This window comes from Pseudorhodoferax sp. Leaf267 (assembly GCF_001422405.1).
GTDB lineage: Bacteria > Pseudomonadota > Gammaproteobacteria > Burkholderiales > Burkholderiaceae_C > Pseudorhodoferax.
Map to the genome: position 1 here is coordinate 1 of NZ_LMMV01000026.1, position 25,744 is coordinate 25,744.

24 protein-coding genes and 3 pseudogenes are annotated in these 25,744 nt (G+C 69.3%); 17 read left to right on the plus strand and 10 right to left on the minus strand.

Features of this window, described 5'->3' with window-relative positions:
• The 5 genes and pseudogenes from ASF43_RS31290 to ASF43_RS32370 form a co-directional block, all read left to right on the plus strand.
• A partial coding sequence (locus ASF43_RS31290; protein WP_200932625.1) for a hypothetical protein occupies nucleotides 1-239 on the plus strand: 239 nt, incomplete at its 5' end.
• 93 nt (nucleotides 240-332) lie between these two features.
• Entirely contained in the window at nucleotides 333-908 is a 576-nt protein-coding gene (locus ASF43_RS27230; RefSeq protein ID WP_200932626.1) for a hypothetical protein, read from the plus strand.
• Nucleotides 905-1,485: pseudogene (locus ASF43_RS31920) on the plus strand (type I restriction endonuclease); the annotation flags it as partial. The gene ASF43_RS27230 and the pseudogene ASF43_RS31920, both read left to right, overlap by 4 nt.
• Nucleotide 1,486: 1 nt before the next feature.
• Nucleotides 1,487-2,448 (plus strand): annotated as a pseudogene (locus tag ASF43_RS31925) (DEAD/DEAH box helicase family protein); the annotation flags it as partial.
• 1,717 nt (nucleotides 2,449-4,165) lie between these two features.
• Nucleotides 4,166-4,597 (plus strand): annotated as a pseudogene (locus tag ASF43_RS32370) (type I restriction endonuclease subunit R); the annotation flags it as partial.
• A 12-nt stretch (nucleotides 4,598-4,609) separates the two neighbouring features.
• Here the strand turns inward: ASF43_RS32370 and gshB are convergent.
• Together gshB and ASF43_RS27255 are read right to left on the minus strand one after the other, a co-directional pair.
• Nucleotides 4,610-5,557, minus strand: a complete 948-nt coding sequence (gshB, locus tag ASF43_RS27250; protein WP_056188663.1) for a glutathione synthase — start codon at nucleotides 5,555-5,557, stop codon at nucleotides 4,610-4,612.
• Nucleotides 5,554-6,738, minus strand: coding sequence for a benzoate/H(+) symporter BenE family transporter (locus tag ASF43_RS27255; RefSeq protein ID WP_056188667.1), 1,185 nt, complete (start codon nucleotides 6,736-6,738; stop codon nucleotides 5,554-5,556). Before ASF43_RS27255 ends, gshB begins: the two co-directional genes overlap by 4 nt.
• 170 nt (nucleotides 6,739-6,908) lie before the next feature.
• Here ASF43_RS27255 and ASF43_RS27260 point away from each other — a divergent pair, with 170 nt between their 5' ends.
• The 6 genes from ASF43_RS27260 (at nucleotide 6,909) to ASF43_RS27285 (ending at nucleotide 10,769) form a co-directional block, all read left to right on the plus strand.
• On the plus strand, nucleotides 6,909-7,388 hold the full coding sequence (locus ASF43_RS27260) for a carboxymuconolactone decarboxylase family protein (RefSeq protein WP_056188670.1): 480 nt from the start codon (nucleotides 6,909-6,911) through the stop codon (nucleotides 7,386-7,388).
• Between the two features lie 117 nt (nucleotides 7,389-7,505).
• Nucleotides 7,506-8,621 carry a zinc-binding dehydrogenase gene (locus ASF43_RS27265; RefSeq protein WP_056188673.1) on the plus strand — a complete coding sequence of 372 codons (1,116 nt, stop codon included), beginning with the start codon at nucleotides 7,506-7,508 and terminating at the stop codon, nucleotides 8,619-8,621.
• Between the two features lie 58 nt (nucleotides 8,622-8,679).
• Complete coding sequence (locus tag ASF43_RS27270; RefSeq protein ID WP_056188676.1) at nucleotides 8,680-9,177, plus strand: helix-turn-helix domain-containing protein; 498 nt, start codon at nucleotides 8,680-8,682, stop codon at nucleotides 9,175-9,177.
• A complete protein-coding gene (locus tag ASF43_RS27275) occupies nucleotides 9,170-9,874 on the plus strand; it encodes a nucleotidyl transferase AbiEii/AbiGii toxin family protein (RefSeq protein WP_056189227.1) in 705 nt (234 codons plus the stop codon). Before ASF43_RS27270 ends, ASF43_RS27275 begins: the two co-directional genes overlap by 8 nt.
• A 25-nt stretch (nucleotides 9,875-9,899) precedes the next feature.
• Nucleotides 9,900-10,166: a DUF3297 family protein gene (locus ASF43_RS27280; RefSeq protein ID WP_056188678.1), complete on the plus strand. Its 267-nt coding sequence runs from the start codon at nucleotides 9,900-9,902 to the stop codon at nucleotides 10,164-10,166.
• 150 nt (nucleotides 10,167-10,316) lie between these two features.
• Nucleotides 10,317-10,769: a DUF4174 domain-containing protein gene (locus tag ASF43_RS27285; RefSeq protein ID WP_082498223.1), complete on the plus strand. Its 453-nt coding sequence runs from the start codon at nucleotides 10,317-10,319 to the stop codon at nucleotides 10,767-10,769.
• Nucleotides 10,770-10,773: 4 nt separating this feature from the next.
• Here ASF43_RS27285 and ASF43_RS27290 read toward each other — a convergent pair whose 3' ends face one another.
• The gene (locus tag ASF43_RS27290) at nucleotides 10,774-11,532 is read right to left on the minus strand and encodes a DeoR/GlpR family DNA-binding transcription regulator (RefSeq protein WP_056188681.1); all 759 of its coding nucleotides are present in this window, start codon (nucleotides 11,530-11,532) and stop codon (nucleotides 10,774-10,776) included.
• A 123-nt stretch (nucleotides 11,533-11,655) separates the two neighbouring features.
• Between ASF43_RS27290 and ASF43_RS27295 the strand changes: the two genes are divergently transcribed.
• The 3 genes from ASF43_RS27295 to ASF43_RS27305 all read left to right on the plus strand — a co-directional run bounded on the left by ASF43_RS27295 (nucleotide 11,656) and on the right by ASF43_RS27305 (nucleotide 13,032).
• On the plus strand, nucleotides 11,656-12,066 hold the full coding sequence (locus ASF43_RS27295; RefSeq protein ID WP_056188683.1) for a hypothetical protein: 411 nt from the start codon (nucleotides 11,656-11,658) through the stop codon (nucleotides 12,064-12,066).
• Nucleotides 12,067-12,289: 223 nt separating this feature from the next.
• The gene (locus tag ASF43_RS27300) at nucleotides 12,290-12,607 is read left to right on the plus strand and encodes a hypothetical protein (protein WP_156373550.1); all 318 of its coding nucleotides are present in this window, start codon (nucleotides 12,290-12,292) and stop codon (nucleotides 12,605-12,607) included.
• A gap of 11 nt (nucleotides 12,608-12,618) precedes the next feature.
• Complete coding sequence (locus ASF43_RS27305) at nucleotides 12,619-13,032, plus strand: DUF4148 domain-containing protein (protein WP_056188689.1); 414 nt, start codon at nucleotides 12,619-12,621, stop codon at nucleotides 13,030-13,032.
• A gap of 81 nt (nucleotides 13,033-13,113) precedes the next feature.
• Here the strand turns inward: ASF43_RS27305 and ASF43_RS27310 are convergent, their stop codons facing one another.
• Nucleotides 13,114-14,982: a potassium transporter Kup gene (locus ASF43_RS27310; protein WP_056188691.1), complete on the minus strand. Its 1,869-nt coding sequence runs from the start codon at nucleotides 14,980-14,982 to the stop codon at nucleotides 13,114-13,116.
• A 145-nt stretch (nucleotides 14,983-15,127) separates the two neighbouring features.
• Nucleotides 15,128-16,420: a glutamate--cysteine ligase gene (gene gshA / locus ASF43_RS27315; protein ID WP_056188693.1), complete on the minus strand. Its 1,293-nt coding sequence runs from the start codon at nucleotides 16,418-16,420 to the stop codon at nucleotides 15,128-15,130.
• A 131-nt stretch (nucleotides 16,421-16,551) separates the two neighbouring features.
• Between gshA and ASF43_RS27320 the strand changes: the two genes are divergently transcribed.
• The 3 genes from ASF43_RS27320 (at nucleotide 16,552) to ASF43_RS27330 (ending at nucleotide 19,369) form a co-directional block, all read left to right on the plus strand.
• A complete protein-coding gene (locus tag ASF43_RS27320; protein WP_056188696.1) occupies nucleotides 16,552-17,139 on the plus strand; it encodes a TetR/AcrR family transcriptional regulator in 588 nt (195 codons plus the stop codon).
• Nucleotides 17,140-17,216: 77 nt separating this feature from the next.
• Nucleotides 17,217-17,921 carry an SDR family oxidoreductase gene (locus ASF43_RS27325; protein ID WP_056188699.1) on the plus strand — a complete coding sequence of 235 codons (705 nt, stop codon included), beginning with the start codon at nucleotides 17,217-17,219 and terminating at the stop codon, nucleotides 17,919-17,921.
• A gap of 32 nt (nucleotides 17,922-17,953) precedes the next feature.
• Complete coding sequence (locus ASF43_RS27330) at nucleotides 17,954-19,369, plus strand: MATE family efflux transporter (RefSeq protein WP_056188702.1); 1,416 nt, start codon at nucleotides 17,954-17,956, stop codon at nucleotides 19,367-19,369.
• Here the strand turns inward: ASF43_RS27330 and ASF43_RS27335 are convergent.
• Genes ASF43_RS27335 through ASF43_RS27355 form a run of 5 tightly spaced genes read right to left on the minus strand, consistent with a single transcriptional unit; the run spans nucleotide 19,332 to nucleotide 25,697 of the window.
• Nucleotides 19,332-20,798 carry a TrkH family potassium uptake protein gene (locus tag ASF43_RS27335; RefSeq protein ID WP_056188705.1) on the minus strand — a complete coding sequence of 489 codons (1,467 nt, stop codon included), beginning with the start codon at nucleotides 20,796-20,798 and terminating at the stop codon, nucleotides 19,332-19,334. The two genes, ASF43_RS27330 and ASF43_RS27335, sit on opposite strands and share 38 nt — an antisense overlap.
• A gap of 8 nt (nucleotides 20,799-20,806) precedes the next feature.
• Nucleotides 20,807-22,291: a Trk system potassium transporter TrkA gene (trkA, locus tag ASF43_RS27340; RefSeq protein ID WP_056188708.1), complete on the minus strand. Its 1,485-nt coding sequence runs from the start codon at nucleotides 22,289-22,291 to the stop codon at nucleotides 20,807-20,809.
• Between the two features lie 19 nt (nucleotides 22,292-22,310).
• A complete protein-coding gene (locus tag ASF43_RS27345) occupies nucleotides 22,311-23,591 on the minus strand; it encodes a glutamate-5-semialdehyde dehydrogenase (RefSeq protein ID WP_056188710.1) in 1,281 nt (426 codons plus the stop codon).
• Nucleotides 23,588-25,039 (minus strand): sensor histidine kinase, encoded by a 1,452-nt coding sequence (locus tag ASF43_RS27350; protein ID WP_056188714.1) that lies wholly within the window; start codon nucleotides 25,037-25,039, stop codon nucleotides 23,588-23,590. The genes ASF43_RS27345 and ASF43_RS27350 overlap by 4 nt, the downstream gene beginning before the upstream one ends.
• Nucleotides 25,029-25,697, minus strand: coding sequence for a response regulator transcription factor (locus tag ASF43_RS27355; protein WP_056188717.1), 669 nt, complete (start codon nucleotides 25,695-25,697; stop codon nucleotides 25,029-25,031). The genes ASF43_RS27350 and ASF43_RS27355 overlap by 11 nt, the downstream gene beginning before the upstream one ends.
• Nucleotides 25,698-25,744: the final 47 nt, after the last annotated feature.

A 25,744-nucleotide genomic window follows, 5' to 3' on the forward strand; every position in this document is an offset into this window, starting at 1 on the left:
CCGCCGCTGGTGAAGCGCCGGTATGGGCGCACCCCGCCGGCAGCGCCAAGGGGCCCACGCTTTCCCCGCTGTACCGCACCGCGCCGCAGGCGGCATTGGCCGACCCGGCGCTGCACCGCCTGCTGGCGCTGCTCGATGCGTTGCGCACCGGGCGCGCGCGCGAGCGCACGCTGGCGGCGGAGCTGATGCAAGCCGAGCTCATGCAGTTCGCCCCGGGCGATGCCGATGCGGGCCGATGACCCCAACCTGCCGGATCTGCGCCGCGTGGCCGAGGCACTGGGCGATCTGCGCRAGCAGGTGGTGTTCGTGGACGGGGCCGTGGCGGGCCTGTGGTGACCGACCTACTGGCAGACAGCGTACGCGCCACCCGCGACGTGGATGCCGTGGTGAATGCCGACCGGGCCCTGTTCCGTCGCATCGAGCAACAGGTCGCGCAGCGCGGCTTCGTGCAGGACGCCGGCAGCGATGTGATCTGCCGCTGGGTGCACAAGGCGTCGGGCGTGCTGTTCGACCTGATGCCCGTGCAGCCAGAGGTGCTGGGCTTTTCCAACCGCTGGTATCCCTATGCCGTGCAGAGTGCAGAGCCCGTCGATCTAGGCGACGGCATCACGATCCGGTTGGTGAGCGCGGTGGCCTTCGTGGCAACCAAGCTGGAAGCATTCGCCAGCCGCGGCGGTGGCGATTTCCTGAGCAGCCACGACCTGGAGGATGYGCTCAACATCGTCGATGGGCGCGAGGAACTCGGCGAGGAGATGGCCGGCGCCCCGGCCGAGCTGCAACAGGCCGTCGCCACCGCGTTCGCGCGCCTGCTGGCCCACCCTGATTTTGCGAACGTGCTGCCGGGCCTGATCGCCGAGCCGGAACGCGCCGGCCTCGTGCGGGACCGGCTGAGGAAGTTGAGCCCATGAACCTGCACCAGGAACACCATTTCGAACGCAAGATCTGCGCCCACCTCGCGGCCCATGGCTGGCTGCATGCGGACGGCGATGCCGCGTTGTTCGACCGGGCCAAAGGCCTCTTCCTGCCCGACCTGCTGGCCTGGGTGGAGAGGACGCAGCCCGACCACTGGCAGCGCCTGACTAAGACCCATGGCGCTGCGCTGCCCCAGGTGCTGGCCGAGCGCGTGCGCAAGAACCTCAACGAACGCGGCACGCTGGATGTGCTGCGCCGSGGCGTGGAGATGCTGGGSCTGCGCGAGCCTTTGRCCCTGGCCCAGTTCAAGCCGGCGCTGGCCCTCAACCCGGCCACGCAGGCGCGCTACGCCGCCAACCGGCTGCGCGTGGTGCGGCAGGTGGCGCACTCGCCCAACAAYCCAGGCGACGAGCTGGACCTGGTGCTGTTCCTCAACGGCGTGGCCGTGGCGACGGCAGAGCTCAAGAGCAACTTCACGCAAAGCGTGCAGGACGCGGTGGACCAGTACCGATTCGACCGCCACCCTGCGCCCAAGACGGCCAAGGGCGGCGTGCCGGAGCCCTTGCTCGGCTTNCACGCAAAGCGTGCAGGACGCGGTGGACCAGTACCGATTCGACCGCCACCCTGCGCCCAAGACGGCCAAGGGCGGCGTGCCGGAGCCCTTGCTCGGCTTTCCGGGCGGCGCGCTGGTGCACCTCGCCGGGAGCCAGAGCGAGGTGATGATGACCACGCGGCTGGCCGGCGCGGCGACGCAGTTTCTGCCCTTCAACCGCGGCAATGCGGGTGGTGCCGGCAACGCGCCGAACCCGGCCGGCTTTGCCACCGCCTACCTGTGGTAAGAGGTGTGGGCGCGCGAGAGCTGGCTGGACATCCTGCACCGCTACCTGATCTGCAAGCGCAACGACAAGAAGCAGCCGCAGGCGGTGATCTTCCCGCGCTACCACCAGCTCGATGCCACGCGCGCGCTGGTGGCCGACGTGCTCGACAAGGGGCCGGGCGAGCGTTATCTCGTCCAGCACTCCGCCGGCTCGGGCAAGACCAACTCCATCGCCTGGACGGCGCACTTCCTGGCCGACCTGCACGACGCGCGGCACGAAAAGCTGTTCGACAGCGTGCTGGTGGTCAGCGACCGCACGGTGCTGGATGCGCAGCTGCAGGAGGCCATCTTCGACTTCGAGCGCACCACGGGCGTGGTGGCCACCATCACCCACGAGCATGGCAGCAAGAGCGCCCAGCTCGGCAAGGCATTGAAGGCCGGCAAGAAGATCATCGTCTGCGTCATCCAGACCTTTCCGTTCGCGTTGCAGGCGGTGCAGGAGCTGGCCGCCACCGAGGGCAAGCGCTTCGCGGTGATCGCCGACGAGGCCCACAGCTCGCAGACCGGCGAGGCCGCGGCCAAGCTCAAGGCTTTGCTGAGCGCGCAGGAATGGGCCGAGCTGCAGGACGGCGGCGAGGTGGACACCGAGGCGCTGCTGGCCGCGCAGATGGAGGCGCGCGCCAGTGTGAACGGCCTGACCTATGTGGCCTTCACCGCCANGCAGGACGGCGGCGAGGTGGACACCGAGGCGCTGCTGGCCGCGCAGATGGAGGCGCGCGCCAGTGTGAACGGCCTGACCTATGTGGCCTTCACCGCCACGCCCAAGGCCAAGACGCTGGAGCTGTTCGGCCGCAAGGACGCGGACGGGCTGCCGCAGCCCTTCCACGTTTATTCGATGCGGCAGGCCATCGAGGAAGGATTCATCCTCGACGTGCTGAAGAACTACACCAGCTTCAAGCTCGCGTTCAAGCTGGCCCACGACGGCCAGGAGGGGGACGACAAGCAGGTCGAGCGCAGCACGGCGATGAAGGGGCTGATGCAGTGGGTGCGGCTGCATCCCTACAACATCGCGAGCAAGGTGCAGGCCGTGGTGGAGCACTACCGCGAGAACGTGCAGCCGCTGCTGGAAGGCCGGGCCAAGGCCATGGTGGTCGTGGCCAGCCGCAAAGAGGCCGTGCGCTGGCACAAGGCCATCCGCGCCTACATCGCCAGCCAGCACTACCCGCTGGGTGTGCTGGTGGCGTTCTCGGGCGAAGTGATCGACGCCGAGAGCTTTCCCGATGCCGTGTCCGAGACCAGGCCGGGCCAAGGCCATGGTGGTCGTGGCCAGCCGCAAAGAGGCCGTGCGCTGGCACAAGGCCATCCGCGCCTACATCGCCAGCCAGCACTACCCGCTGGGTGCTGGTGGCGTTCTCGGGCGAAGTGATCGACGCCGAGAGCTTTCCCGATGCCGTGTCCGAGACCAGCGAGGCCCTGAACCCGGGCCTGCGCGGGCGCGACATCCGCGAGGTGTTCAAGGGGCCGGACCACCACCTGCTGCTGGTGGCCAACAAGTTCCAGACCGGCTTCGACCAGCCGCTGCTGTGCGGCATGTACGTGGACAAGATGCTGGRCGGCATCCAGGCGGTGCAGACGCTGTCGCGCCTGAACCGYGCCCACCCCGGCAAGGACACGACYTACGTGCTGGACTTCGTCAACGAGCCGGCCGACATCCTCAAGGCCTTCAAGACCTACTACGAGACGGCCGAGCTGCAGGCCGTGACCGACCCGCACCAGGTCTACGACCTGCGNTGCTGGACTTCGTCAACGAGCCGGCCGACATCCTCAAGGCCTTCAAGACCTACTACGAGACGGCCGAGCTGCAGGCCGTGACCGACCCGCACCAGGTCTACGACCTGCGSGCYAAGCTCGATGCCGCTGGCTGCTACGACGCGTTCGAGGTCGACCGCGTGGCCCAGGTGGACCTGGACCCGAACGGCACGCAGCAGCAGCTCGATGCMGCGATTGCACCTGTGGCCGACCGATTGCTGCGGCGCTACAGGGCCGCGCAGCAGGACAAGTCAGATGCCGAAGAGAAGCAGGACGCCAAGGCGGCCCACGCCGCCAAGGTCAAGTTGGAGGCTCTGCTGCTGTTCAAGAACGACATAGGCGCTTACGTGCGCCTGTATGCCTTCCTGAGCCAGATCTTCGACTACGGGAACACCGCCATCGAGAAGCGTTTTCTGTTCTACAAGCGCCTGATCCCGCTACTGGATTTCGGCCGTGAGCGCGACACGGTGGACCTGTCCAAGGTGGTGCTGACCCACCACACCTTGAAGAGCCGCGGCAAGCAACCGATGGGGCTGAGCGCCGACGGAAGCTACAAATTGCCGCCCATGGACGCCGTGGGCAGCGGCAGCGTGCAGGAGAAGCAGGCGGCGTACCTGGTCGAGATCNATGGGGCTGAGCGCCGACGGAAGCTACAAATTGCCGCCCATGGACGCCGTGGGCAGCGGCAGCGTGCAGGAGAAGCAGGCGGCGTACCTGGTCGAGATCATCGAGAAGGTGAATGGCCTGTTCGAAGGCGAGCTGACGGACGACGACCAGTTGGTCTACGTGAACGGCGTGCTCAAGGGCAAGCTCCTGGAGAACGAGACCCTGGTGCAGCAGGCCGCCAGCAACAGCAAGGAGCAGTTCGCGAACTCGCCCGACCTGAGCAACGCATTGATGCACGCGATCATGGATGCGTTCGACGCGCACCAGAGCATGAGCACGCAGGCCCTGGGGTCCGAGCGTGTGCGTGCCGGCCTGAAGGAGGTCTTGCTCGGCCCGGCGCAGCTCTATGAATCGCTGCGCGCGAAGTCCGGGCCGGCGGCGGGCGCGCGGTAGCGTCGCTCTGCTTCAGCCCGCCAGCGCCGCCTCCAGCGCATCCACGAACATCGCCGGCACGTCGAACCCGGCCTGCTCGGTGATCTCCTGAAAGCAGGTCGGGCTCGTCACGTTGACCTCGGTCAGGCAGTCGCCGATCGCGTCCAGCCCCACCAGGAGCAGGCCGCGCGCCGCCAGCACCGGGCCCAGCGCCTCGGCGATCTCGCGGTCGCGTGCGGTGAGCGGCTGGGCCACGCCCTTGCCGCCGGCCGCCAGGTTGCCGCGGACCTCGCTGCCCTGCGGGATGCGCGCCAGCGAGAACGGCACCGGCTTGCCGCCGATCACCAGGATGCGCTTGTCGCCCTGCACGATCTCGGGCACGAAGCGTTGCACCATGATGGTCTCGGCACCGTCCTTGTTCAGCGTCTCGACGATGGAGCCCAGGTTCAGCCCGTCGGCCTTGACGCGGAAGATGCCCATGCCGCCCATGCCGTCCAGCGGCTTCAGGATGATGTCCTGGTGCTCGGCGTGAAAGGCACGCACCTCGGCGGCGCTGCGCGTGACCAGCGTGGGGCTGGTGTACTGCGCGAACTCCATGATGGCCAGCTTTTCGGGGTGGTCGCGCAGCGCGGCCGGCTTGTTAAAGACCTTGGCGCCTTCGCGCTCGGCCTGCTCCAGCAGATGCGTGGCGTAGAAGAATTCGCTGTCGAACGGCGGGTCCTTGCGCATCAGCACGGCGTCGAACTCGGCCAGAGCGCGCAGCGGCGTCTCGTCGATGCGGTACCAGGCGTCGGCGTCGCCGGTCAGCGTGATGGCCAGGACCTGGGCCTGCACCTGGCCGCCCGTGCGCCAGCTGATGTGGCGCGGCTCGCAGGACCAGATGCGGTGGCCGCGGCGCTGCGCCTCGCGCATCATCGAGAAGGTGGTGTCCTTGTAGATCTTGAAGCTGTCCAGCGGATCGACGACGAAGAGGATGTTCATGCGTTTGGCTTTCGGGAAGCCCCGTACTGTTGCACAACCAGCGCCGCGGCACCGGCCACCACGCCCCAAAACGCCGAGCCGATGCCGGCTATTGCCACGCCGCTCAGCGTGACGAGAAAGGTGATCAGCGCCGCCTCGCGGTGCTGCACGTCCTGCATCGCCATGGCCAGGCCGTTGCCGATCGTACCCAGCAGCGCCAGCCCGGCGATGGCCGCCACCAGCTCGCGCGGGAAGGCCGTCAGCAGCCCCGTCACCGTGGCGCCGAAGCTGCCGATCAGCACGTACAGCAGGCCGCAGCTCACGGCAGCCGTGTAGCGCTTGTCCGGGTCTTCATGCGCCTCGCGGCCCATGCAGATCGCCGCCGTGATGGCCGACAGGTTCAGCGCGAACGCACCGAAGGGGGCCAGCACCAGCGTGGCCAGCCCGCTCATGGTGATCAGCGGCGAGATCGGCATGCGCGTGTAGCCCGACGCACGGATCGCCGCCACGCCCGGCAGGTTCTGCGAGGCCATGGTCACCACGAACAGCGGCACGGCCAGGCTCACGGCGGCCTGCCAGCTGAAGCTGGGCATCGTGAACACCGGCATGGCGATGGCGAAGTGCACGCCGGACCAGGCCAGCTCGCCGCGCAGGGCGCAGTAGACGATGGCCGCCAGCAGCGTCAGCGGCACGGCATAGCGCGGCAGCAGCCGGCGGCCCAGCAGGTACACGCCCAACATCAGCAGCACCAGGCCCAGCGCGGTCTTGGCGGCCAAAAATGCCTCCAGCCCGAAGCGCGCCAGCACGCCGGCCAGCAGCGCCGAGGCGATGGCCATGGGGATGCGGTTCATCACGCGCTCGAACCAGCCCGTCATGCCGGCCAGCGCGATGGCGGCGGCGCTGAGCATGAAGGCGCCCACGGCCTCGCCCATGCCGTAGCCCGCGCCGGCCGTCGCCAGCACGGCCGCGCCTGGCGTGCTCCAGGCAATCATCACCGGCATGCGCAGGATCAGCGACGGGACGGCGGTGCACAGCCCCATGCCCAGGCCCAGCGCCCACATCCACGAACTGATGAGCTCGGGCGTGGCGCCGAAGGCCAGCGCAGCCTGGAACACGATGGCCACCGAGCTCGTGAAGCCGACCAGCACGGCGACGAAGCCGGCCGTGAAGGCGGGCAGGCTCAGGTCTTTGAGGAAACGCATGGCCGGGGATTGTGCCGCTGGGCGTTGTGGCCAGAACGGGTGCCTCGGCCACGGATCGGTAAGGTCCCACCCTCGATCGCAACGACTTTCGAACCACCAGCTGTCACAAACCCGGCACCCGGCACGTCTTGATGAGGAGAGCCCGCTTCATCCACCCGAAAGGAACCACCGTGACCCAACGTCTGAACGCCATGCAGCAATCCCCCGAGCTCTTCAAGAAGCTCGTCGAGTACAGCATGCTCGCCGCCAAGGGCGGCCTCGAAGGCCCGCTGCTGCACCTGCTGGAGATCCGCGCCTCGCAGCTCAACGGCTGCGCGTTCTGCCTGGACATGCACATCAAGCAGGCCAAGATCCACGGCGAGGGCGAGCTGCGCCTGCACCATGTCGCGATCTGGCGCGAGTCGGCGCTGTTCAACGAACGCGAGCGCGCCGCCCTGGCCTGGACCGAGGTGCTCACGCAGCTGCCGGCGCACGGCGTGCCCGACGCGGCGTACGAGGCGGCACGTGCGCAGTTCTCCGAGGAGGAGCTCGTCGCGCTCACGCACAACATCATGGGCATCAACGCCTGGAACCGGCTCAACGTGGCCTTTAGCACCACGCCCGGCTCTGGCGACATGGCCTTCGGCCTGGACAAGGCGCAGTTCGCCTGAGGCCGCCGATGGGCGTCGTTGCCATGGGGTTGTGACGAGGCGCTCAGCGCGATGGAGAGGCCGTTCCTATACTCGCCCGCGCCGACGATCCCATCACGACAACCGGAGACCTTGCCCATGCCTTTGCAGCTGCGTTCCCTGATCCGCCCCGATGCCACGCTCGAGTTGTCCCTGGCCGAAGTGCCGATGCCCGAGCCCACGCACGACGATGACGTCGTCGTGCGCATGGAGGCCGCGCCGCTGAACCCGTCCGACCTGGGCCTGCTGTTCGGCGGCGCCGACATGCGCACGGCCAAGGTGTCGGGCACGGCCGAGCGTCCCGTCGTCACGGCCAGCGTGCCGGCCGCGGCCATGGCCGCGCTGGCGCCGCGCATGGGCCAGTCGCTGCCCGTGGGCAACGAGGGCGCCGGCACCGTGGTGGCCGCTGGCCCCGCTGCCGCAGCCCAGGCGCTGCTGGGCAAGAAGGTCGCCATCCTGGGCGGCGCCATGTATGCCGAATACCGCGCGCTGCCCGCCGCCCAGTGCCTGCCGCTGCCCGAGGGCGCCACGGCGGCAGATGGCGCGTCGTGCTTCGTCAACCCGCTCACCGCGCTGGGCATGGTCGAGACCATGCAACGCGAGGGTCATACGGCGCTCGTGCACACGGCCGCTGCGTCCAACCTGGGCCAGATGCTGAACCGCATCTGCCTGAAGGACGGCGTGCCGCTCGTCAACATCGTGCGCAAGCCCGAGCAGGTGGCGCTGCTGCGCAGCCAGGGCGCGCAGTACGTGGTCGACAGCCAGTCGCCCGACTTCATGGCGGAACTGACCGAGGCGGTGGCGGCCACCGGTGCCACGCTGGGCTTCGACGCCGTGGGCGGCGGCCCGCTGGCCGGCCAGATCCTGGTTGCCATCGAGACGGCATCTTCGCGCAAGGCCAAGGAATACAGCCGGTACGGATCGACCACGCACAAGCAGGTCTACGTCTACGGCAGCCTGGACCGTGGCCCCATCGAGCTGGCACGCGGCTTCGGCATGGCCTGGGGCGTGGGCGGTTGGCTGCTGTTCCCGTTCATGCAGAAGGTCGGCCCGCACCGCGTGCAGGAGCTCAAGGCCCGCGTGGCCAGCGAGCTCAAGACCACCTTCGCCAGCCGCTACACGCGCGAGGTCACGCTGGCCGAGGCGCTGACGCTGGAGGCCATCGGCGTGTACGGCAAGCAGGCGACGGGCGAGAAGGTGTTGTTGCGGCTGTGAGCAAAAACGTTTCTCATTGTTGACAAATCTCCAAAAATGTCAAAAATGAGAAACTTAAATGCCTGCTGCTGCCCCGCAGATCACACCGCAGTCCGCCGAGGCGCTGTCCGCCCTTGGCGGTGCGGTGCGCCAGCGGCGCAAGGCGCTGGGCATCAGCGCCGTGGCCGCGGCCGAGGCCGCCGGCATCTCCCGCCCCACGCTGCACCGCATCGAAAAGGGTGAGCCCGCCGTCACCATGGGCGCCACCATGCAGGTGCTGGTGGTGCTGGGGCTCGCTCTGGTGGTCGAGCCGGAGGACGAGCCCGGCACCGCGGCCACTGCGCCGCGCCCCGGTTGGTTGCCAGCCCGTGTGCGCATCGCGGACTATCCCTGGCTGCGGCAACTGGCCTGGCAAGTGCAGGGTGCTCAGGAGCTCACACCGCGCGAGGCACTTGGCATCTACGAGCGCAACTGGCGGCATGTCGACGCGCAGGCGCTGACGACGGCTGAGCAGGATCTGATCGATGCCCTGCGGCTTGCATTGGGCGATGCGCCCGGAGGCGCTGCCGTTGTTTGAGCGCCCGCACCATCGCCGCGTCGCGCAGGTGCTGCAGGCGCTTGACGGCGACTTGCTGCGCGAACGCCATTGCCTGTTCGGTGGCGGCACCGCGATGGCGCTGCGCTACGGCGAGTATCGCGAGTCGGTCGACATCGATTTCCTGGTGTCGGACCTTGCGGCGTACCGCCAACTGCGCCATGCGCTCACGGGTGCGGACGGCATGGCCGCCGTGACGCGCGCCGGTGCGCCAGCCCTCGTGCAGGCGGGCGAACTGCGCGCCGACCAGTACGGCATCCGCACGCGCATCGTCGCGGACGATCAGCCCATCAAGTTCGAGATCGTGTTCGAGGCGCGCATCGTGCTCGACGCTCCGGGCAGGAACGACGCGCAGTGCGGCGTGCCCACGCTCACGCCGCTGGACATGGCGACGGGCAAGCTGCTGGCCAATTCCGACCGCTGGCCCGACGACGGTGTGTTCAGTCGCGACCTGATCGACCTGGCCATGATGAAGCCCACGCTGCCGCTGCTGCGCCAGGCCATCGCCAAGGCCGAGGGCGCATACGGCGAGACCATCCGACGCGACCTGCAGCGCGCCATCGACCGCATGCAGGCGCGCACGGGATGGCTGGAGCGCTGCATGCGCATGATGGGCGTGGCAGGCACGCCGGCACAGGTGTGGCAGCGCATCCGGGCCTTGCGGCGCGTCTTGGTGTGAAACGAACGCGGTTTAATCACGCCCCATGAGCCAAGAAACCCAACCCCGCCCCCCGCTCCCCGACCATCTGTCCGTCGACCCGCGCAGCCCGCACCATGTGGCGGCGGTGTTCCAGCACGACATCGGCATCCGCTTCAACGGCACCGAACGCCATGACGTGGAGGAGTACTGCCTGAGCGAGCGCTGGATCAAGGTCGCCGCCGGCAAGACGCTGGACCGCAAGGGCAAGCCGCTGTTGATCAAGCTCAAGGGCACGGTCGAGGCCTTCTACCGCGACGACGCACCGGCCTGATCGCCCGCCGCCCGGCCATCGCGGCAGGTGCCGGCGGCGCGCGAACACGCTGGCGCCGCTTGGCGGTGTCGTCCTGCATGGCGCGGCCAGGGCGAGGCGCAGGATGCCCCGGTGCGTGGCGCATTGCGCCGCGCCGCACTGGAGAGCGCCATGAACCCTTTCGCCGCCTTGCGCCATGTGCTGTTGCACGGCACCGCCTGTCTGTGCTTGGCCATCGTGCCGCTGGCGGCTGCCGCCGCCGACAACCCGCTGGCCGCCGAACGCTGGAAGTCCCGGCCGGTGGTCGTCGTCGTGCCCCAGGCCGACGACGCCCTGTTGCGCCGCCTGCGCGCCGCGTTGAACGAGACCGTCACCCGTGAGGCCTTCCTGGACCGCGAGATGGTGCTCTACACCGTCGTGGCGGGCGCCGGCAGCCGCAACGACGAGGCCCTGAGCCCGGCGCAGACGCGCGCGCTGCTCGACGGTCTGAAGCTCGACCCCGCCGGGCCGCCCACGTTCATCCTCGTGGGCAAGGACGGCGGCGTGAAGATGACCGAAGGCGCAGCGGTGGACCTCAAGGCCGTCTTCGCCGAGGTCGATCGCATGCCCATGCGCCAGCGCTGAGCCGTCAGCCGGCCTTTTGCACCACCACGCCAGCCGCGCGCAAGGCACGCAGCGTGCGGGCCGCCGTGTCGCGCGGCACGACCAGCGTGCCGAGCGCCTGCAGCGGCGCCACCACAAAGGGCGACGCGGCCATCAGCTTCTCGGCCGAAGCCAGCACCACGGTGTCGGCCGCTCGCTCGTGCAGCGCGCGCTTGACCGCGGCCTCCTCGGCATCGCCGGTGCTGAGCCCGGCCTCGGGGTGCACGCCCGTCACGCCCATGAAGTACAGGTCGGCGCGCAGGCGTGCGGCGCCGTCGATCACGGCTGCACCCACGTTGACCATGGAATGGCGGAACAGCCGGCCGCCCAGCATGATGATCTCCAGCCGCGGATGCGCGGCCAACTCGACGGCCACGTTGGGGCTGTGCGTGACGAAGGTGGCGCGCAGCGCCGGGTCGAGATGCCGCGCGACCTGGATGGCGGTCGTGCCGCCGTCCAGGATCACCACCTGCCCCGGCTGCACCAGGCCCGCGCCATGGCGGCCCAGCACGGCCTTGTCCTGCGGCGACACCTGCTCGCGCACGCGCAGGTCGCCCATGGCCGCGGACGCAGGCAGCGCGCCGCCGTGCACGCGCTGCAACTGGCCGGCCTGGGCCAGCTCGCGCAGGTCGCGGCGGATCGTGTCCTCCGAGGTGCCCAGTTCCTGCGCGAGATTCTTGGCGACGATCTGGCCTTGCGCGGCGAGGCGCGTGAGGATGAGCTTCTTGCGCTGGACGGTCAGCATGGTGTGTCAGGGCTTGACGGCAATGTGGAGTGCGGGATTCTCGCGTGCACCGGCCCGGGCTTGCATCGGCACGGCATGGCTTCTATGATTGCACGAAGTTGCACGAAACTACACACAAACGCCATGACCCATCCCACCTTGGAAAGCGCCTCGAAATCCCTGCTCGTGCTGATCGCAGGCCCCTACATGTCCGGCACCGGTGGCGACCCCGACAAGATCGCTGCCAACCGCGCGCGGCTGGAGAGTTTTGCGCTGCCGATCTACGCGCGCGGCCACGTGCCGATGGTGGGCGAGTGGGTCGCGCTGCCCATCATCCATGCGGCCGGCGGGCGCGAGCATGGCGATGCGGTGTTCGATGCCTACCAGTACCCGGTCGCGCACCGCCTGCTCGCGCGCTGCGATGCCGTGCTGCGCATCGCAGGTGCTTCGCGCGGCGCGGACATGGACGTTGCGCGTGCACGCGCGCTGGGCCTGCCGGTGGTCTTCGAGGTCGATGCACTGCCCCTGCGCGCCGACGCGCCAGCACAGCCATGAACAGCGCCCGTGCGCCGTGCATGTCATCCTCAGACTGAGGGAAACACGGCCCCGCACTGTTGTCCGATCGGAAACGCAGCATTGCCCCCTTCACGGTTTTTATTGTGCGACCCGGCGCCTACAGTTCATCCCATCGATGAGCCACACGCAACGCGGTTCATCGAAGCGACCGCCGGGATGTCCCGGTGCTCGGATCGATTGGCCCATTGCAAGGATGAACACCATGAACACGAAGTTTTTCGCCACCGCCCTGGTCGCTGCCGCCGCCTTCGCCGCAGCCCCCGGCTTTGCCGCCGACAACATCAGCGGTGAGGTCGGCTATGTGCCGCCCGCCCCCGTCGCATCGGCCAGCGGCCTGAGCCGCGCCACCGTGCAGGACGAGGCACGTCAGGCCGTGCGCAGCTTCACGCTGCCGGCCACGGGTGAGGGTTACGACGTGGGTGCCGTGACGCCGAGCAAGAGCACGCTGACGCGTGAGCAGGTGCGTGCTGAAGCGCGCTACGCCGTGAAGAACAGCCGCTTCCTCGGCGGCGAAGTCTGAAGGAGCGCGACATGAACACGAAGCTTCTCCTCTCGGCCCTGGTGGCTGCTGCCGGCTTTGCCGCCGCGCCCAGCTTTGCCGACAACATCAGCGGTGAAGTCGGCTACGTGCCGCCCGCACCGGTCGCATCGAAGAGCGGCGTGACGCGCGCCGACGTGCACAACGCGTACGTGCAGGCGCAGCGCAGCGGCCAGCTGGCGCAGCGCGGCGAGGGCGCAGACATCGGCTATGCAGCCGTGGCCAGCACGCGCAGCCGGCAGGACGTGCACAACGAAGTGGTGCAGGCCGCGCGCAACCAGCAACTGGCGCCGCGCGGCGAAGGCGCCGACATCGGCTATGTGGCTACGCCGGGCGTGCTGACACGCGAGGCCGTGCACGCCGAGGCCCTGCGCGCACAGCGCCCGGGCCGCAGCGGCGGCGTCTGATCCTCGTGGGCCGCGCAGTCGGCCCTGAACGCACAAAGCCCGCGTCGAACGACGCGGGCTTTGTCGTTGCAGGGTGCGCGCTCAGATCTCGATCTTCGAGCCCAGCTCCACCACCGCATTGCTCGGCAGCTTGAGGAAGTCGGCCGCGGCGCTGGCGTTCAGGTGCATCTGTGCGAACAGCTTTTCGCGCCAGGGCGCCATGCCGCTGCCGATGGTGGGGATCACGGTGTCGCGCGACAGGAAGTAGCTGGTCGTCATGCTCTCCATCTCGCAGCCGCGTGCGCGCATGGCCTGCAGTGCGCGCGGCACGTCGGGGTCGTTCTTGAAGCCGTAGTGGATGACCACCTGCCAGCAGTCGTGGCCGAGCGACTCGATCTGCAGGCGCTTGTCCATGCCGATCCACGGGACCTCGTGGCTGCGCACGGTGACGAACAGGTTCTGCTCGTGCAGCACCTTGTTGTGCTTGAGGTTGTGCAGCAGCGCATTGGGGACGCTGCCGGGCGTGGCGGTCATGAAGATGGCCGTGCCGTCCACGCGCGCCGGCGGGCTCACGAACACCGAATCCAGGAAGCTCGGCAGGTCGATCGCGTCGGCGCGCAGCGCCTGGTTCAGCAGGCGGCGGCCTTCGTGCCAGGTCACCATCAGCGTGAACATGGCGCCGCCGATCAAGAGCGGGAACCAGCCGCCCTCGAACAGCTTCATGAGGTTGGAGGCCCAGAAGGCGAAGTCGACGACGAAGAAGAACCCGGTGGCCAGCACGCACAGCCACAGCGGGTATTTCCAGCCGTGGCGGATCACGAAGAAGGTCAGGATGGTGGTGATCAGCATGTCCGTGCACACCGCAATGCCGTAGGCTGCCGCCAGGTTGCTGGACGACTTGAACATGACCACGGCCATGGCGATGGCGATGAACAGGCCCCAGTTCACGAACGGCATGTAGATCTGCCCGGCCGCCTTCACGCTCGTGTGCTGCACCTGCAGCCGCGGCAGGTAGCCCAGCTGGATCACCTGCTTGGTGACCGAGAACGCGCCCGTGATCAGCGCCTGCGAGGCGATCACGGCGGCCAGCGTGGCCAGCACCACCATGGGCAGCAGCGCCCATTCGGGCGCCATCATGAAGAACGGGTTCTTCACGGCCTCCGGGTCCTTGAGCAGCAGCGCGCCCTGGCCGAAGTAGTTCAGCGTCAGGCACGGCATCGCGATCGCGAACCAGGCCAGCCGGATCGGGCGCTTGCCGAAGTGGCCCAGGTCGGCGTAGAGCGCCTCGGCGCCGGTCACGGACAGCACGACCGCGCCCAGGATGATGAAGGTCGTGCCCGGGTTCAGCCAGATGAAGCGCAGCGCGTGGTGCGGGCTCAGGGCCCACAGGATCTCGGGATGCTCCACGATCTGGGCCACGCCCAGCAGCGCGATGGCGATGAACCAGACCAGCGTGATGGGCCCGAAGAACTTGCCGATGCCGCTGGTGCCGCGTTTCTGCACTGCAAACAGCGCGAACAGCACGACCAGCGTCAGCGGGATCACGGCCTTGCGGAAGGCCGGCGAGACCACTTCCAGCCCTTCGACGGCCGACAGCACGGAGATCGCCGGCGTGATCACGCCGTCGCCATAGAACAGGCAGGTGCCGAAAATGCCGACCAGCAGCAACACCTGGCGCAGCTGCGGCTTGTCCTTCACCGACTGCGAGGCCAGCGCCAGCATGGCCACCAGGCCGCCTTCGCCCGCGTTGTCGGCGCGCAGCACCAGCACCACGTACTTGAGCGAGACGATGACCGTCAGCGTCCAGAACAGGATGGACAGCACGCCGTACACGTTGTCGAACGTGAACGGCACATGCCCGGTGTGGAAGACTTCTTTGACCGCGTACAGGACGCTGGTGCCGATGTCGCCGTAGACGACGCCGATGGCGCCCAGGGTGAGGGCGGCGAGAGGGGTTTTGGAACTTTGCACTGCCAGGCCCCGATACGCCCACGGGGGCGGCTGGGGCAGCTTTTGGTGGGACGGCCATTGTGCGCGCGGCCCCTGGCGGCGCAAGCCGGAAAGTTGCAGCGGCCGGGGGGGATGTTGCGACGCAGCAACTGGCTGCTCCGCTGGCTCAATAGACTTCGGCGTCCGGGTCGGTCGCTTCGAGCTCGTAGCTGGCGGCCACCATGGCCAGCCGGCCGATCACGCCATACATGTAGAAGCGGTTGGGCGCGCTGGCGCCCGGCTTGACGCCGGGCTGCGGTAAGTGCGTACTCTCGGCGAACGCCAGCGGCACGAAGCGTGAGCCCGGCGCGTTCAGGTTCTCGTCCACCCCACGGTCGGCATGCACGCGGTAGAAACCGCCGACCACGTAACGGTCCATCATGTAGACCACCGGCTCGGCCACCGCGTCATGCATGCGCTCGGCGGTCAGCACGCCCTCCTGGATGATCACGTCGTGCACGGGCTGGCCGTCCTTGGCCACCGCCATCTTGTTGCGCGTCTTGCGGTTGAGTTCGTCCAGGTCAGACGCATCGCGCACGGTCATGATGCCCATGCCGTAGGTGCCGTTGTCGGCCTTCACGACGACGAAGGGCTTCTCGTTGATGCCGTATTCCTTGTACTTGCGCCGGATCTTGGAGAGCAGTGCGTCGGCATTGGTCTGCAGGCAGTCCAGGCCCTGGCCCTCGGCGAAGTTGACCTCGCCGCACTTGCTGAACATCGGGTTGATCAGCCAGGGGTCGATGCCCAGCAGCTTGCCGAAGCGCTTGGACACCTCCTCGTAGCTCTGGAAATGCCGGCTCTTGCGCCGCACCGACCAGCCCGCGTGCAGCGGCGGCAGCAGGTACTGCTCGTGCAGCTCCTCCAGGATGCCGGGCGCGCCTGCGGACAGGTCGTTGTTCATGAGGATGGTGCAGGGGTCGAAGTTCTTGAGCCCCAGGCGCCGCTTGTTGCGCACCACCGGCTCCAGCGTGATCTGCTCGCCGCCGGGCAGGTCGATGGTCTTGGGCTCCTTGATGTCCGGGTCGACCGAGCCGATGCGCACGTTCAGCCCGGCCATGTGGAAGATGCGCTGCAGCTGCGCGACATTGGCCAGGTAGAAGGTGTTGCGCGTGTGGTTCTCGGGGATCAGCAGCAGGTTCTTGGCCTCAGGGCAGATCTTCTCGATCGCGGCCATGGCCGACTGCACGGCCAGCGGCAGCATGGCGGGGGTCAGGTTGTTCCAGCCGCCGGGGTACAGGTTGGTGTCTACCGGCGCGAGCTTGAAACCGGCGTTGCGGATGTCCACCGAGCAATAGAACGGCGGCGTGTGCTCCATCCACTCGAGGCGGAACCAGCGTTCGATCGCCGGCGTGGAGTCCAGGATGCGCTGTTCGAGTTCGTTGATGGGGCCATTCAGGGCCGTGACGAGATGCGGAACCATGCAGGAGGCCCTTGACGATTAATTGAGTGAATTTTAGGGATATTGGGTGTTCCGCCCGGAAAAGCAAGCCAGCCAACGCCGCGATTTGCATCGCATATGACGACCTTCATATTGTGTGCTACCGTTCGGCCATGGAGTCCCCACCGAGTCGCAAGCAGATCACGCACGAGCGCATCGTGGAGAACGCCGCGCGCGTGATTCGCGAGGCCGGTTTCTGGGGCGTGGGCGTGGCGGACATCATGAAGCAGTCGGGCCTCACGCACGGCGGCTTCTACGCGCATTTCGCATCGCGTGACGCGCTGCTGTGCGAGGCCCTCGAGCGCGCCGGGCAGGACAGCGCGGCGCGCGTGGCCCAGGGCCTGGCGTTGCGCCAGGCACGCGGCGCCAGCCCGATCCGCGCGCTGGTGGAGCAGTACCTGTCGGACGCGCACCTGGCCGCGCCGGAGCGGGGCTGCCCGGTGGCCGCCCTCGCTTCCGAGATGCCGCGCCAGGCGCCCGAGGTGGCCGATGCTGCCGCCCATCGCGTGCGTTCGCTGATCAACGCCGTGCGCCAGGCGCTGCCGGCTTCGGCTGCGGCCGACGCGGGCGCCGTGGCCGGCCAGCTGGTCGGCACGCTGCAACTGGCGCGTGCGCTGGGCGACAACGCCGAGGGCCGCGCGTTGCTGGCCGACGCGCGCCGCCTGCTGCTCGCGCGGTACGACAGCGCCGCGCTGCACTGAATCCCGCCGTCTCGAACACGCCTGCCCCTTCGCGCGTACCGAAATATGACGAGCATCATTCCAACCAGGAGCACACCATGCAACTCGACAACGCCACCGTCCTCATCACCGGCGCCAACCGCGGCATCGGCCTGGCCTTCGCACGCGAGGCGCTGGCCCGTGGCGCGCGCAAGGTCTACGCCGGCGCGCGCGATCCGGCCAGCATCACGCTGCCGGGCGTGGAAGCGATCAAGCTCGACGTGACCAGCGCCGGCGACGTGGCCGCGGCCGCGCAGCGCTGTGGCGATGTGACGCTGCTGGTCAACAACGCGGGCGTGGCCCTCTTCGGCGGTGTGCTGGACAGCAGCCTGGACGACGTGCGCGCGCAGTTCGAGACCAACGTGATCGGCCCGATGCTCCTGAGCCGCGCCTTCGCGCCCGTGCTCAAGGCCAACGGCGGTGGCGCCGTGCTGAACGTGCTCTCGGTCGCCAGCTGGATCAGCACGCCGGGGCTGGCCATGTACGCCAGCAGCAAGTCGGCCGTCTGGTCGCTGACCAATGGCCTGCGCCACGAACTGCGCGGCCAGGGCACGCAGGTGCTGGGCCTGCACATGGGCTTCGTCGACACCGACCTCACGCGCGGCATCGACTTCCCGAAATCCACGCCCGAGTCCATCGTGCGCCAGGCCTACGACGCCCTGGAAAGCGGCGCCGAGGAGGTGCTGGGCGACGAGATCACGCGCCAGGTCAAGCAGGGCCTGTCTGCCCAGCCCGGCGTGTACCTGGCCGAAGTGAAGCGCTGAGCGCGAGCGCCATGAACGCCGCCGTCGCCCCCATGCCTGCAGGCCCCGCGCCCCAGGCCGCGCCGAACGCGCGCACGCTGCAGATGCTGCACGCGCCGCTGCTGCCAACGCTGCTGCGCCTGGCCACGCCCAACGTCATCGGCCTGTTCGCGATGACCATCATGATCGGCTACGACGGCTACATCCTGGGCCTGCTGGGGCCGGACGCGCTGGCCGGGGTGGCGCTGGTGCTGCCGCTGTCCATGCTCATGATGCAGATGTCGGGTGGCGGCATCGGCGGCGCCACGACGGCTGCCGTGGCGCGGGCGCTGGGCGCGGGCCGCGGTGACGATGCGAGCCGGCTCGCCCAGCATGCGCTGCTGGTCGCGGCCGTGGCGGCGGCGCTGTTCACGCTCGTGCTGCTGGGTTTCGGCCCCACGGTTTACGGCGCCATGGGCGGGCGCGGTGCGGCGCTGGACGCGGCGCTGGCCTATTCCAACGTGATCTTCGGCGGCGCCATCGCCATCTGGGCCATCAACGTGCTGGCCGGCATCGTGCGTGGCAGCGGCAACATGCTGCTGCCTTCGCTGGGCCTGCTGGCGGCCACGCTGGTGCACCTCGCGCTGTGCCCGCTGCTGGTGTTCGGCTGGGGGCCGGTGCCCGCGCTCGGCATCGCCGGCGCCGCCTGGAGCACGCTGACCGTCAACGCGGGTACCGCGGCGGTGCTGGTGGCCTACCTGCTGCGCCGCCATGGCGCGGTGCGCCTGCAGGCCGTGCCCTGGCGCTTCAGGCAAAGCCTGCTGCAGGGCATCCTGCGCGTGGGCCTGCCGGCCTCGCTGAGCCCGGTCATCAGCAACACCTCGATCGCGGTGGCCACGGCGGTCGTCGGCACCTACGGCACGGCGGCGCTGGCTGGCTACGGCGTGGCGGCGCGGCTCGAATACATCCTGGTGCCGATCGCGTTCGGCTTCGGCACGGCCTTGACCACGCTGGTCGCCACCAACATGGGCGCGGGCCAGGCCGCGCGCGCCCTGCGCGTGACCTGGATGGGCGGCGCGCTGGTGGCCGCCATCACGGGCGCCATCGGCCTCGCGGTGGCCATCGCGCCCGCCCTGTGGATGAACCTGTTCACCAGCGATGCCGAGATCCGCGCGCTGGGCGCCACCTACCTGCGCATCGTGGGCGGCTGCTACGGCCTGTTCGGCCTGGGGCTGGCGCTGTTCTTCGCCTCGCAGGGCGCGGGCCGCATGCTGTGGCCGCTGTTGGGCAGCATGGCGCGGCTGGTCGTGGTGGCCATCGGCGGCTGGGTCTGCGTGGCATTGCTGCAGGCGCCGGCCAGTGGCTTCTATGCGGTGGTGGCGCTGAGCCTGGCGCTCTACGCGGCCATCATCGCGGGTGCGATCTGGTTCGGGCGCTGGCAGGCCGAGCCGATCAACGCCTCCAGAACGACGGCGTCAGCAAGGCCATGAAGCTCAGCATCTCCAGCCGGCCCATCAGCATGGCCACGGTGCAGACCCAGATCTGAAAATCCGTCAGCACCGCGAACGAGGACGCCGGCCCCACGGCGCCCAGGCCCGGCCCCATGCAGTTCACGCTGGCGATGATGGCGCTGAACGCGGTCACCGGGTCCAGGTCGGTCAGCATCAGCACCATCGAGAGCGTGATGATGGTTGCGCCATAGACCAGCATGAAGGCCAGCACCGCGAAGATCACGGGCGTGTCGACCACGGCATGGCCCAGCTTCACGGGCTGGATGGCGCGCGGGTGGGCCAGCCGCCGCATCTCGCGCCGGGCCTGCTGCAGCAGGATCAGCACGCGCACCATCTTGATGCCGCCGCCCGTGGAGCCGGCGCTCGTCGCAATGCCCGACAGCAGCAGCATGAAGATCGGCAGGAACACCGGCCACAGCAGGTAGTCCTGCGTGATGAAGCCCGTGGTCGTGGCCACCGAGACCACGTGGAAGATGCCGTGGCGCAGCGCGTCCAGCGGCGCGTAGACGTCCTTGAACCACAGGAACCAGGCCGCGAACAGCCCGCCGCCGATCAGCACGCCGAGCGTGGCGCGCAGTTCCGGATCGCGCCAGGCCACGCCCCAATGGCCCTTGCGCACGGCCGAGAAATACAGCGCGAAGTTGCAGCTGGCGAACAGCATGAACAGCACGGCCGTCATCTCCAGCAGGGGCGACTGGAAGTAGCCGAAGCTCGCGTCGTGCGAGGACAGCCCGCCCAGGCTCACGGTGGCGAACATGTGCATCAACGCCTCCATCGGCGGCATGCCCAGCGCCCAGAAGGCCAGGCCGCAGGCGGTGGACAGCGTGGCGTAGACGCCCCACAACCCCTTGGCCGTCTGCGCCATGCGCGGCGTGAGCTTGTTGTCCTTGAGCGGGCCGGCGGCCTCGGCCTTGAACAGCTGGCTGCCGCCCACGCCCAGCAGCGGCAGCACCGCCACGGCCAGCACCAGGATGCCCATTCCGCCCACCCACTGCAGGAAGGTGCGCCACAGGTTGATGGACAGTGGCAGCGTGTCCAGCTTGGTCAGCACCGTGCCGCCCGTGGTGGTGAGGCCCGAGACCGCCTCGAAGTAGGCATGCGTGAAGCTGAGCGGCTGGTCCATCAGCATGAAGCCGAACTTCAGTGGAATGGCCGCGAACAGCGGCAGCACCACCCAGGTCAGCGAGACCAGCATCACGCCGTGGCGTGGCTGCAGCTCACGTCGCCAACGCTGCATGCTGGCCCACAGCAGGCCCCCGACCGCAGCGGTCAGGGCCATGGACCGGATGTAGGCGTCGGTGATGCCGTCCTGCCAATGCCAGGAGACCAGCAGCGGCAGCGCCATGGACAGTGCCAGGAACATCAGCATGGCGCCCAGCACGCGCAGGACGGGAAAGATGTCTCGCATCGCGCCGGCTAGAAGAAGGCGGCGCTGACGCGGAACGCCTTTTCCACGTCGCGGATCAGCCGCTTGTGCGGCACGAAGATGATGACGTGGTCGTTGCTCTCGATCACCGTGTCGCCGCGCGGGATGATGACGTGCGGCACCTCGGGCAGCGGCGCCTCGCCATCGCCGGCTTCTGCGATCGCCAGCGCGTCCGGCAAGCCGCGCACGATCAAGCCGAAGTGCGCCTGCGCCGGCAGCTTGAGATCGCGCACCGCGCGGCCGACCACGCGCGAGGTCTTGCGGTCGCCGCGCGCCACGATCTCGAGCCCCTCGGCCACGCCGCGGCGCAGGCTGTGCACGGCCTGCACGTCGCCCTGGCGCACATGGGCCAGCAGCTCGCCGATCATGGCCTGCGCCGGCGACAGCGCGATGTCGATCTGCGTGCCGTGCATCAGCTCGGCATAGCTGCGCCGGTTGATCAGCGCCAGCACGCGCTTGGCGCCCAGCCGCTTGGCCAGCAGGCTGGACATGATGTTGTTCTCGTCGTCGTTGGTCAGCGCCAGGAACAGGTCGATCGTCTCGATGCCTTCCTCTTCAAGCAGGTTCTCGTCGGTGGCGTCGCCATGCAGCACCAGCACCGCGTGCGGCAGCTTGCCGGCCAGCTGCACGCAGCGCTCGGCGCCGTGCTCGATGATCTTGACGTGAAAGCCGGCCTGCGCCTCGGCCAGCTCCTGCGCCAGCCGCGCGCCCACGCGGCCGCCGCCGGCGATCATGATGCGCTCGACCTTGCGCGTGGGCCGGCCCTGGCCCTTGTGCTCGTCGCGGTGCAGCGCGGTGAGCACCTTGGGGATGTCCTCGCGTGCGGCCAGCACGAAGACCTCGTCGCCGGGCTCCACGCGCGTGGGGCCGTCGCAGGCGATGAAGCGGTCGGGCTCGTCCTCGAAACGGCGGTAGATCGCCACCACGCGCATGGCCACGTCGGGCACGCACTCGCGCAGCTCGCCGATGCTGTGCGCCACCAGCGGCGCGCCGGCCACGGCCCGCACCGAGACCAGGCAGGCCAGGCCGCCGGCGAACTCGCGCACCTGCAGCGCCTCGGGATACTCGATGAGCTTGAAGATGTAGCGCGTGAGCGATTCCTCTGGGCAGATCACGCGGTCGACGGCGAAGCCGTCCTTGTCCATGAGCTCGCTGCCATGGCGAAAGGCCTGCGAGCGCACGCGGGCGATGCGCGTGGGCACGTTGAACAGCCGGTGCGCCACCTTGCAGCAGACCAGGTTGGTCTCGTCCAGCGCCGAGCAGGCGATCAGCATGTCGGCATCGCGCGCGCCGGCCTCTTCCAGCACGGCCGGCTCCACGCCGCTGCCGACCACGCCGCGCAGGTCGTAGCGCTCGCCCAGCGCGCGCAGGCGCACCGCATCGGTGTCGATGACGGTGATGTCGTTCTTCTCGGACACCAGGCTGTCGACCACGCTCTCGCCGACACGGCCGGCGCCCAGGATGATGACTCTCATGGTGTGCCGACCGAGCCGGTCAGTTCCGCACTTCCCCGTTGCCGAGCACCACGTACTTGAGCGAGGTCAGCCCCAGCAGCCCGACCGGGCCGCGCGCATGGAACTTGTCGGTGCTGATGCCGATCTCGGCGCCCAGGCCGTATTCGAAGCCGTCGGCGAAGCGCGTGCTGGCGTTGACCATCACGCTGGCCGAGTCCACCTCGCGCAGGAAGCGCTGGGCGTGCACGTGGTCGCGCGTGAGGATGGCGTCGGTGTGGTGGCTGCTGTAGTGGTTGATGTGGGCGATGGCCGCGTCCAGCCCGTCGACCACCTTGACGCTGACGATGGGCGCAAGGTATTCCTCGAACCAGTCCTGCTCGGTGGCCGCCACGACCTTGGCGCCCGTGACGGCCGAGAGGATGGCCGCGGCCTCGGCATCGCAGCGCATCTCCACGCCCTTGGCCGCGTAGACGGCGCCGATCTTCGGCAGGAAGTCGGCTGCCACGCCGCGTGCCACCAGCAGGCCCTCGGCCGCGTTGCAGGGGCTGTACTTGTTGGTCTTGGCGTTGTCGGCCACGGTCACGGCCATGGCGATGTCGCAGGGGTCGTCCACATAGACATGGCAGTTGCCGTCCAGGTGCTTGATGACGGGCACCTTGGCCTCGCGGCTGATGCGCTCGATCAGGCCCTTGCCGCCGCGCGGGATCACCACGTCCACATGCTCGGGCATGGCGATGAGCTGGCCCACGGCCTCGCGGTCGGTGGTCTGCACGAGCTGCACCGCCTCGGCCGGCAGGCCGGCCTCTTCGAGCGCCTGCTGCACGAGCTTGGCCAGCGCCTTGTTCGACTCGATGGCCTCGGAGCCGCCGCGCAGGATGCAGGCGTTGCCGCTCTTGATCGACAGGCTGGCGGCCTCGATGGTCACGTTGGGCCGGCTCTCGAAGATCATCGCGAACACGCCGAGCGGCACGCGCATCTGGCCCACGCGGATGCCGCTGGGCTGCTGCTGCATGCCGCTGATCTCGCCGATCAGGTCGGGCATGGCGGCCAGCTGCTCGCAGCCTTCGGCCACCGTCTGCAGCACCTTGGGGCTGAGCTTGAGCCGGTCGACCATCGGGGCGGCGAGGCCGGCAGCCGTGGCGCGCTCGATGTCCTGGGCGTTGTCCACCTGCAGCGCCGCGGTGTTCTCGCGCAGCAGCCGCGCCAGCGTGCGCAGCGCGCGGTTCTTGGTGGCGGCATCGGCCCGGGCCATGGCGGCGGACGCCTGCCGGGCTTGCAGGCCCAGCGTTTGCGTGTATTCGGCAACATTCAGCGCGTTCATGGGGGCGATTCTGACGCAGTTGAATGGCCCGTGTCCGCCGGCAGTAACAGGGTGGCCTGCAGCCCGCGCACCTGGCCGTCCACGACCTGGTTGCGCACCCGCAGGTGGCCCTGGCAGGCGGCCGCCAGGTCGCGGCAGATGGCCAGTCCCAGACCGGCGCCGCGCCCGGCGGTGTCGCTGGTGACGAAGGGCACGAACAGGTCGCGCTCCATCTGGGCCGACAGCCCGGGGCCGTCGTCCTGCACGCGGATCTCGACCCGGCCTTCGCCCTGCACCAGCGCCAGGCTCAGGGCGCCACCATCGGACGTGTAGCGCATGGCGTTGTGCAGCAGGTTGGCCACGATCTCCTGCACCATCCAGACCGGGCCGTGCCAGGGGCAGGGCGCGGCGTCGAGCTGGAACGACTGGTGGCGCGCGGCGATCAGCGGTGACAGCTCCACCGCCACCTCCTCCAGCACGTCGCGCAGATCCACGTCGGCCAGCTGGTCCCGTGGCAGGCTGGCGCGCGCCCGGTTCCAGGTCAGCAGCTGCTGCACCACGCGGCCGGTGCGCTGCGTGGTGCTGGCGATCTGCTCCAGCGCCTCGCGCGCGGGCATGTCGCCGCGCAGGCCGGCATGCGCATGCAGCTGCAGCACCGACAGCGGCGTGCGCAGCTGGTGCGAGGCGTCGGCCACGAAGCGCTGCTGCAGCGCCTGCGCCTCGCCCACACGCTGCAGCAGGCCGTTGAAGGCGCCCACGACGGGCCGCAGCTCCTGCGGCGCCTGCGGCAGGGCCAGCGGCGCCAGGTCGGCAGCAATGCGCCGTTCCAGGCGGCGCGCCAGTTCGCGCAGCGGCCGCAGCGCCACGGTGGACACGGTCCACACCAGGCCCAGCAGCAGCACCAGCAGCAGCGCCTGGCGGCCCAGCGTCTGCCACAGGATGCTTTGCGCCAGCTGCGCGCGGTAGGCCGAGGGCTCGCCGACCTGGATCACCACGTAGCGCAGGCCCTCGTGCGACTCCACGGGTTGCCACAGCGCGGCCATGCGCAGTGCCTGCTGCGAGAGCTGCGTGTCGTACAGCGCCAGCCGCACGCCGTAGCGCGGGTGCACGGGCGCGATGCCGGCGTAAGGCGTGACGCTGGGCTCGCCGGCCAGGTACTCGCCATTCAGAAAGCCCACGCGGTAGACCATGCGGCTGCGCGTGCCCTCGCCGCGGCCGGTGATGTCGGCCTCGCCGTCGTACAGCTCCAGCGCCGCATGCGGCAGCGTGATCTGCAGCTCGCCGCCTTCCAGCCGGATCAGGTCGCCCAGCGCATGGGCGGAGGTGACGAGCAGCCGGTCGAAGGCCAGCTGCGCCGTCGCCAGCGCTGCGCGGTAGGAGGCATACGCGTCGATGGCGATGAAGGCCACCACCGGCAGCGACAGCCACAGCAGCAGGCGCCGCCGCAGCGAGCCGGCCTCAGGGCGCACGGACTTCCTGCACCAGGTAGCCCAGGCCGCGCAAGGTGGTGATCTGCACGCCGGTTTCGACCAGCTTCTTGCGCAGCCGGTGCACGACCACTTCCACGGCATCGGGCTGGCTGGGCGGGTCGGCGCCGAAGGCCAGGCCCGTCAGGCGGGCACGCGTCACGGCCCGGCCGGGGCGCTCCATCAGCGCGGCCAGCAGCGCGCTCTCGCGCGGCGTGAGCTCCAGCGCCGCGCTGCGCCAGTAGAAGGCGCCGGTGGCGCGGTCCAGCCGCAGCTCGCCGCAGCGCGGCTCGTCCGCCACGCCGGCGCGGCGGGCCAGCGCGCGCAGGCGGGCTTCCAGCTCGTCCGGATCGAAGGGCTTGGCCAGGTAGTCGTCGGCACCGGCGTTCAGGCCGGCCACGCGGTCGCCCACGCCGCCGCGCGCGGTGAGCAGCAGCACCGGCAGCGTGTGGCCGCGGTCGCGCAGGCGCTGCAGCAGCTGCAGGCCGTCCATGCCGGGCAGGCCGATGTCCAGCACCGCGACGTCGAAGCGTTCGTGCTCCAACGCTTGCAGTGCTTCTGCGCCCGCCATGCGGTGCTGCACCTGCAGGCCACGGCGCTCCAGCACGCGGGCCAGGCTGGTGCCGAGTTCGGCCTCGTCCTCGACGAGCAGCACCCTCATCGGCAGCGCGCCGCGCGGGGGCCAGGGTAAGTCCGGGGCGGTCTGAA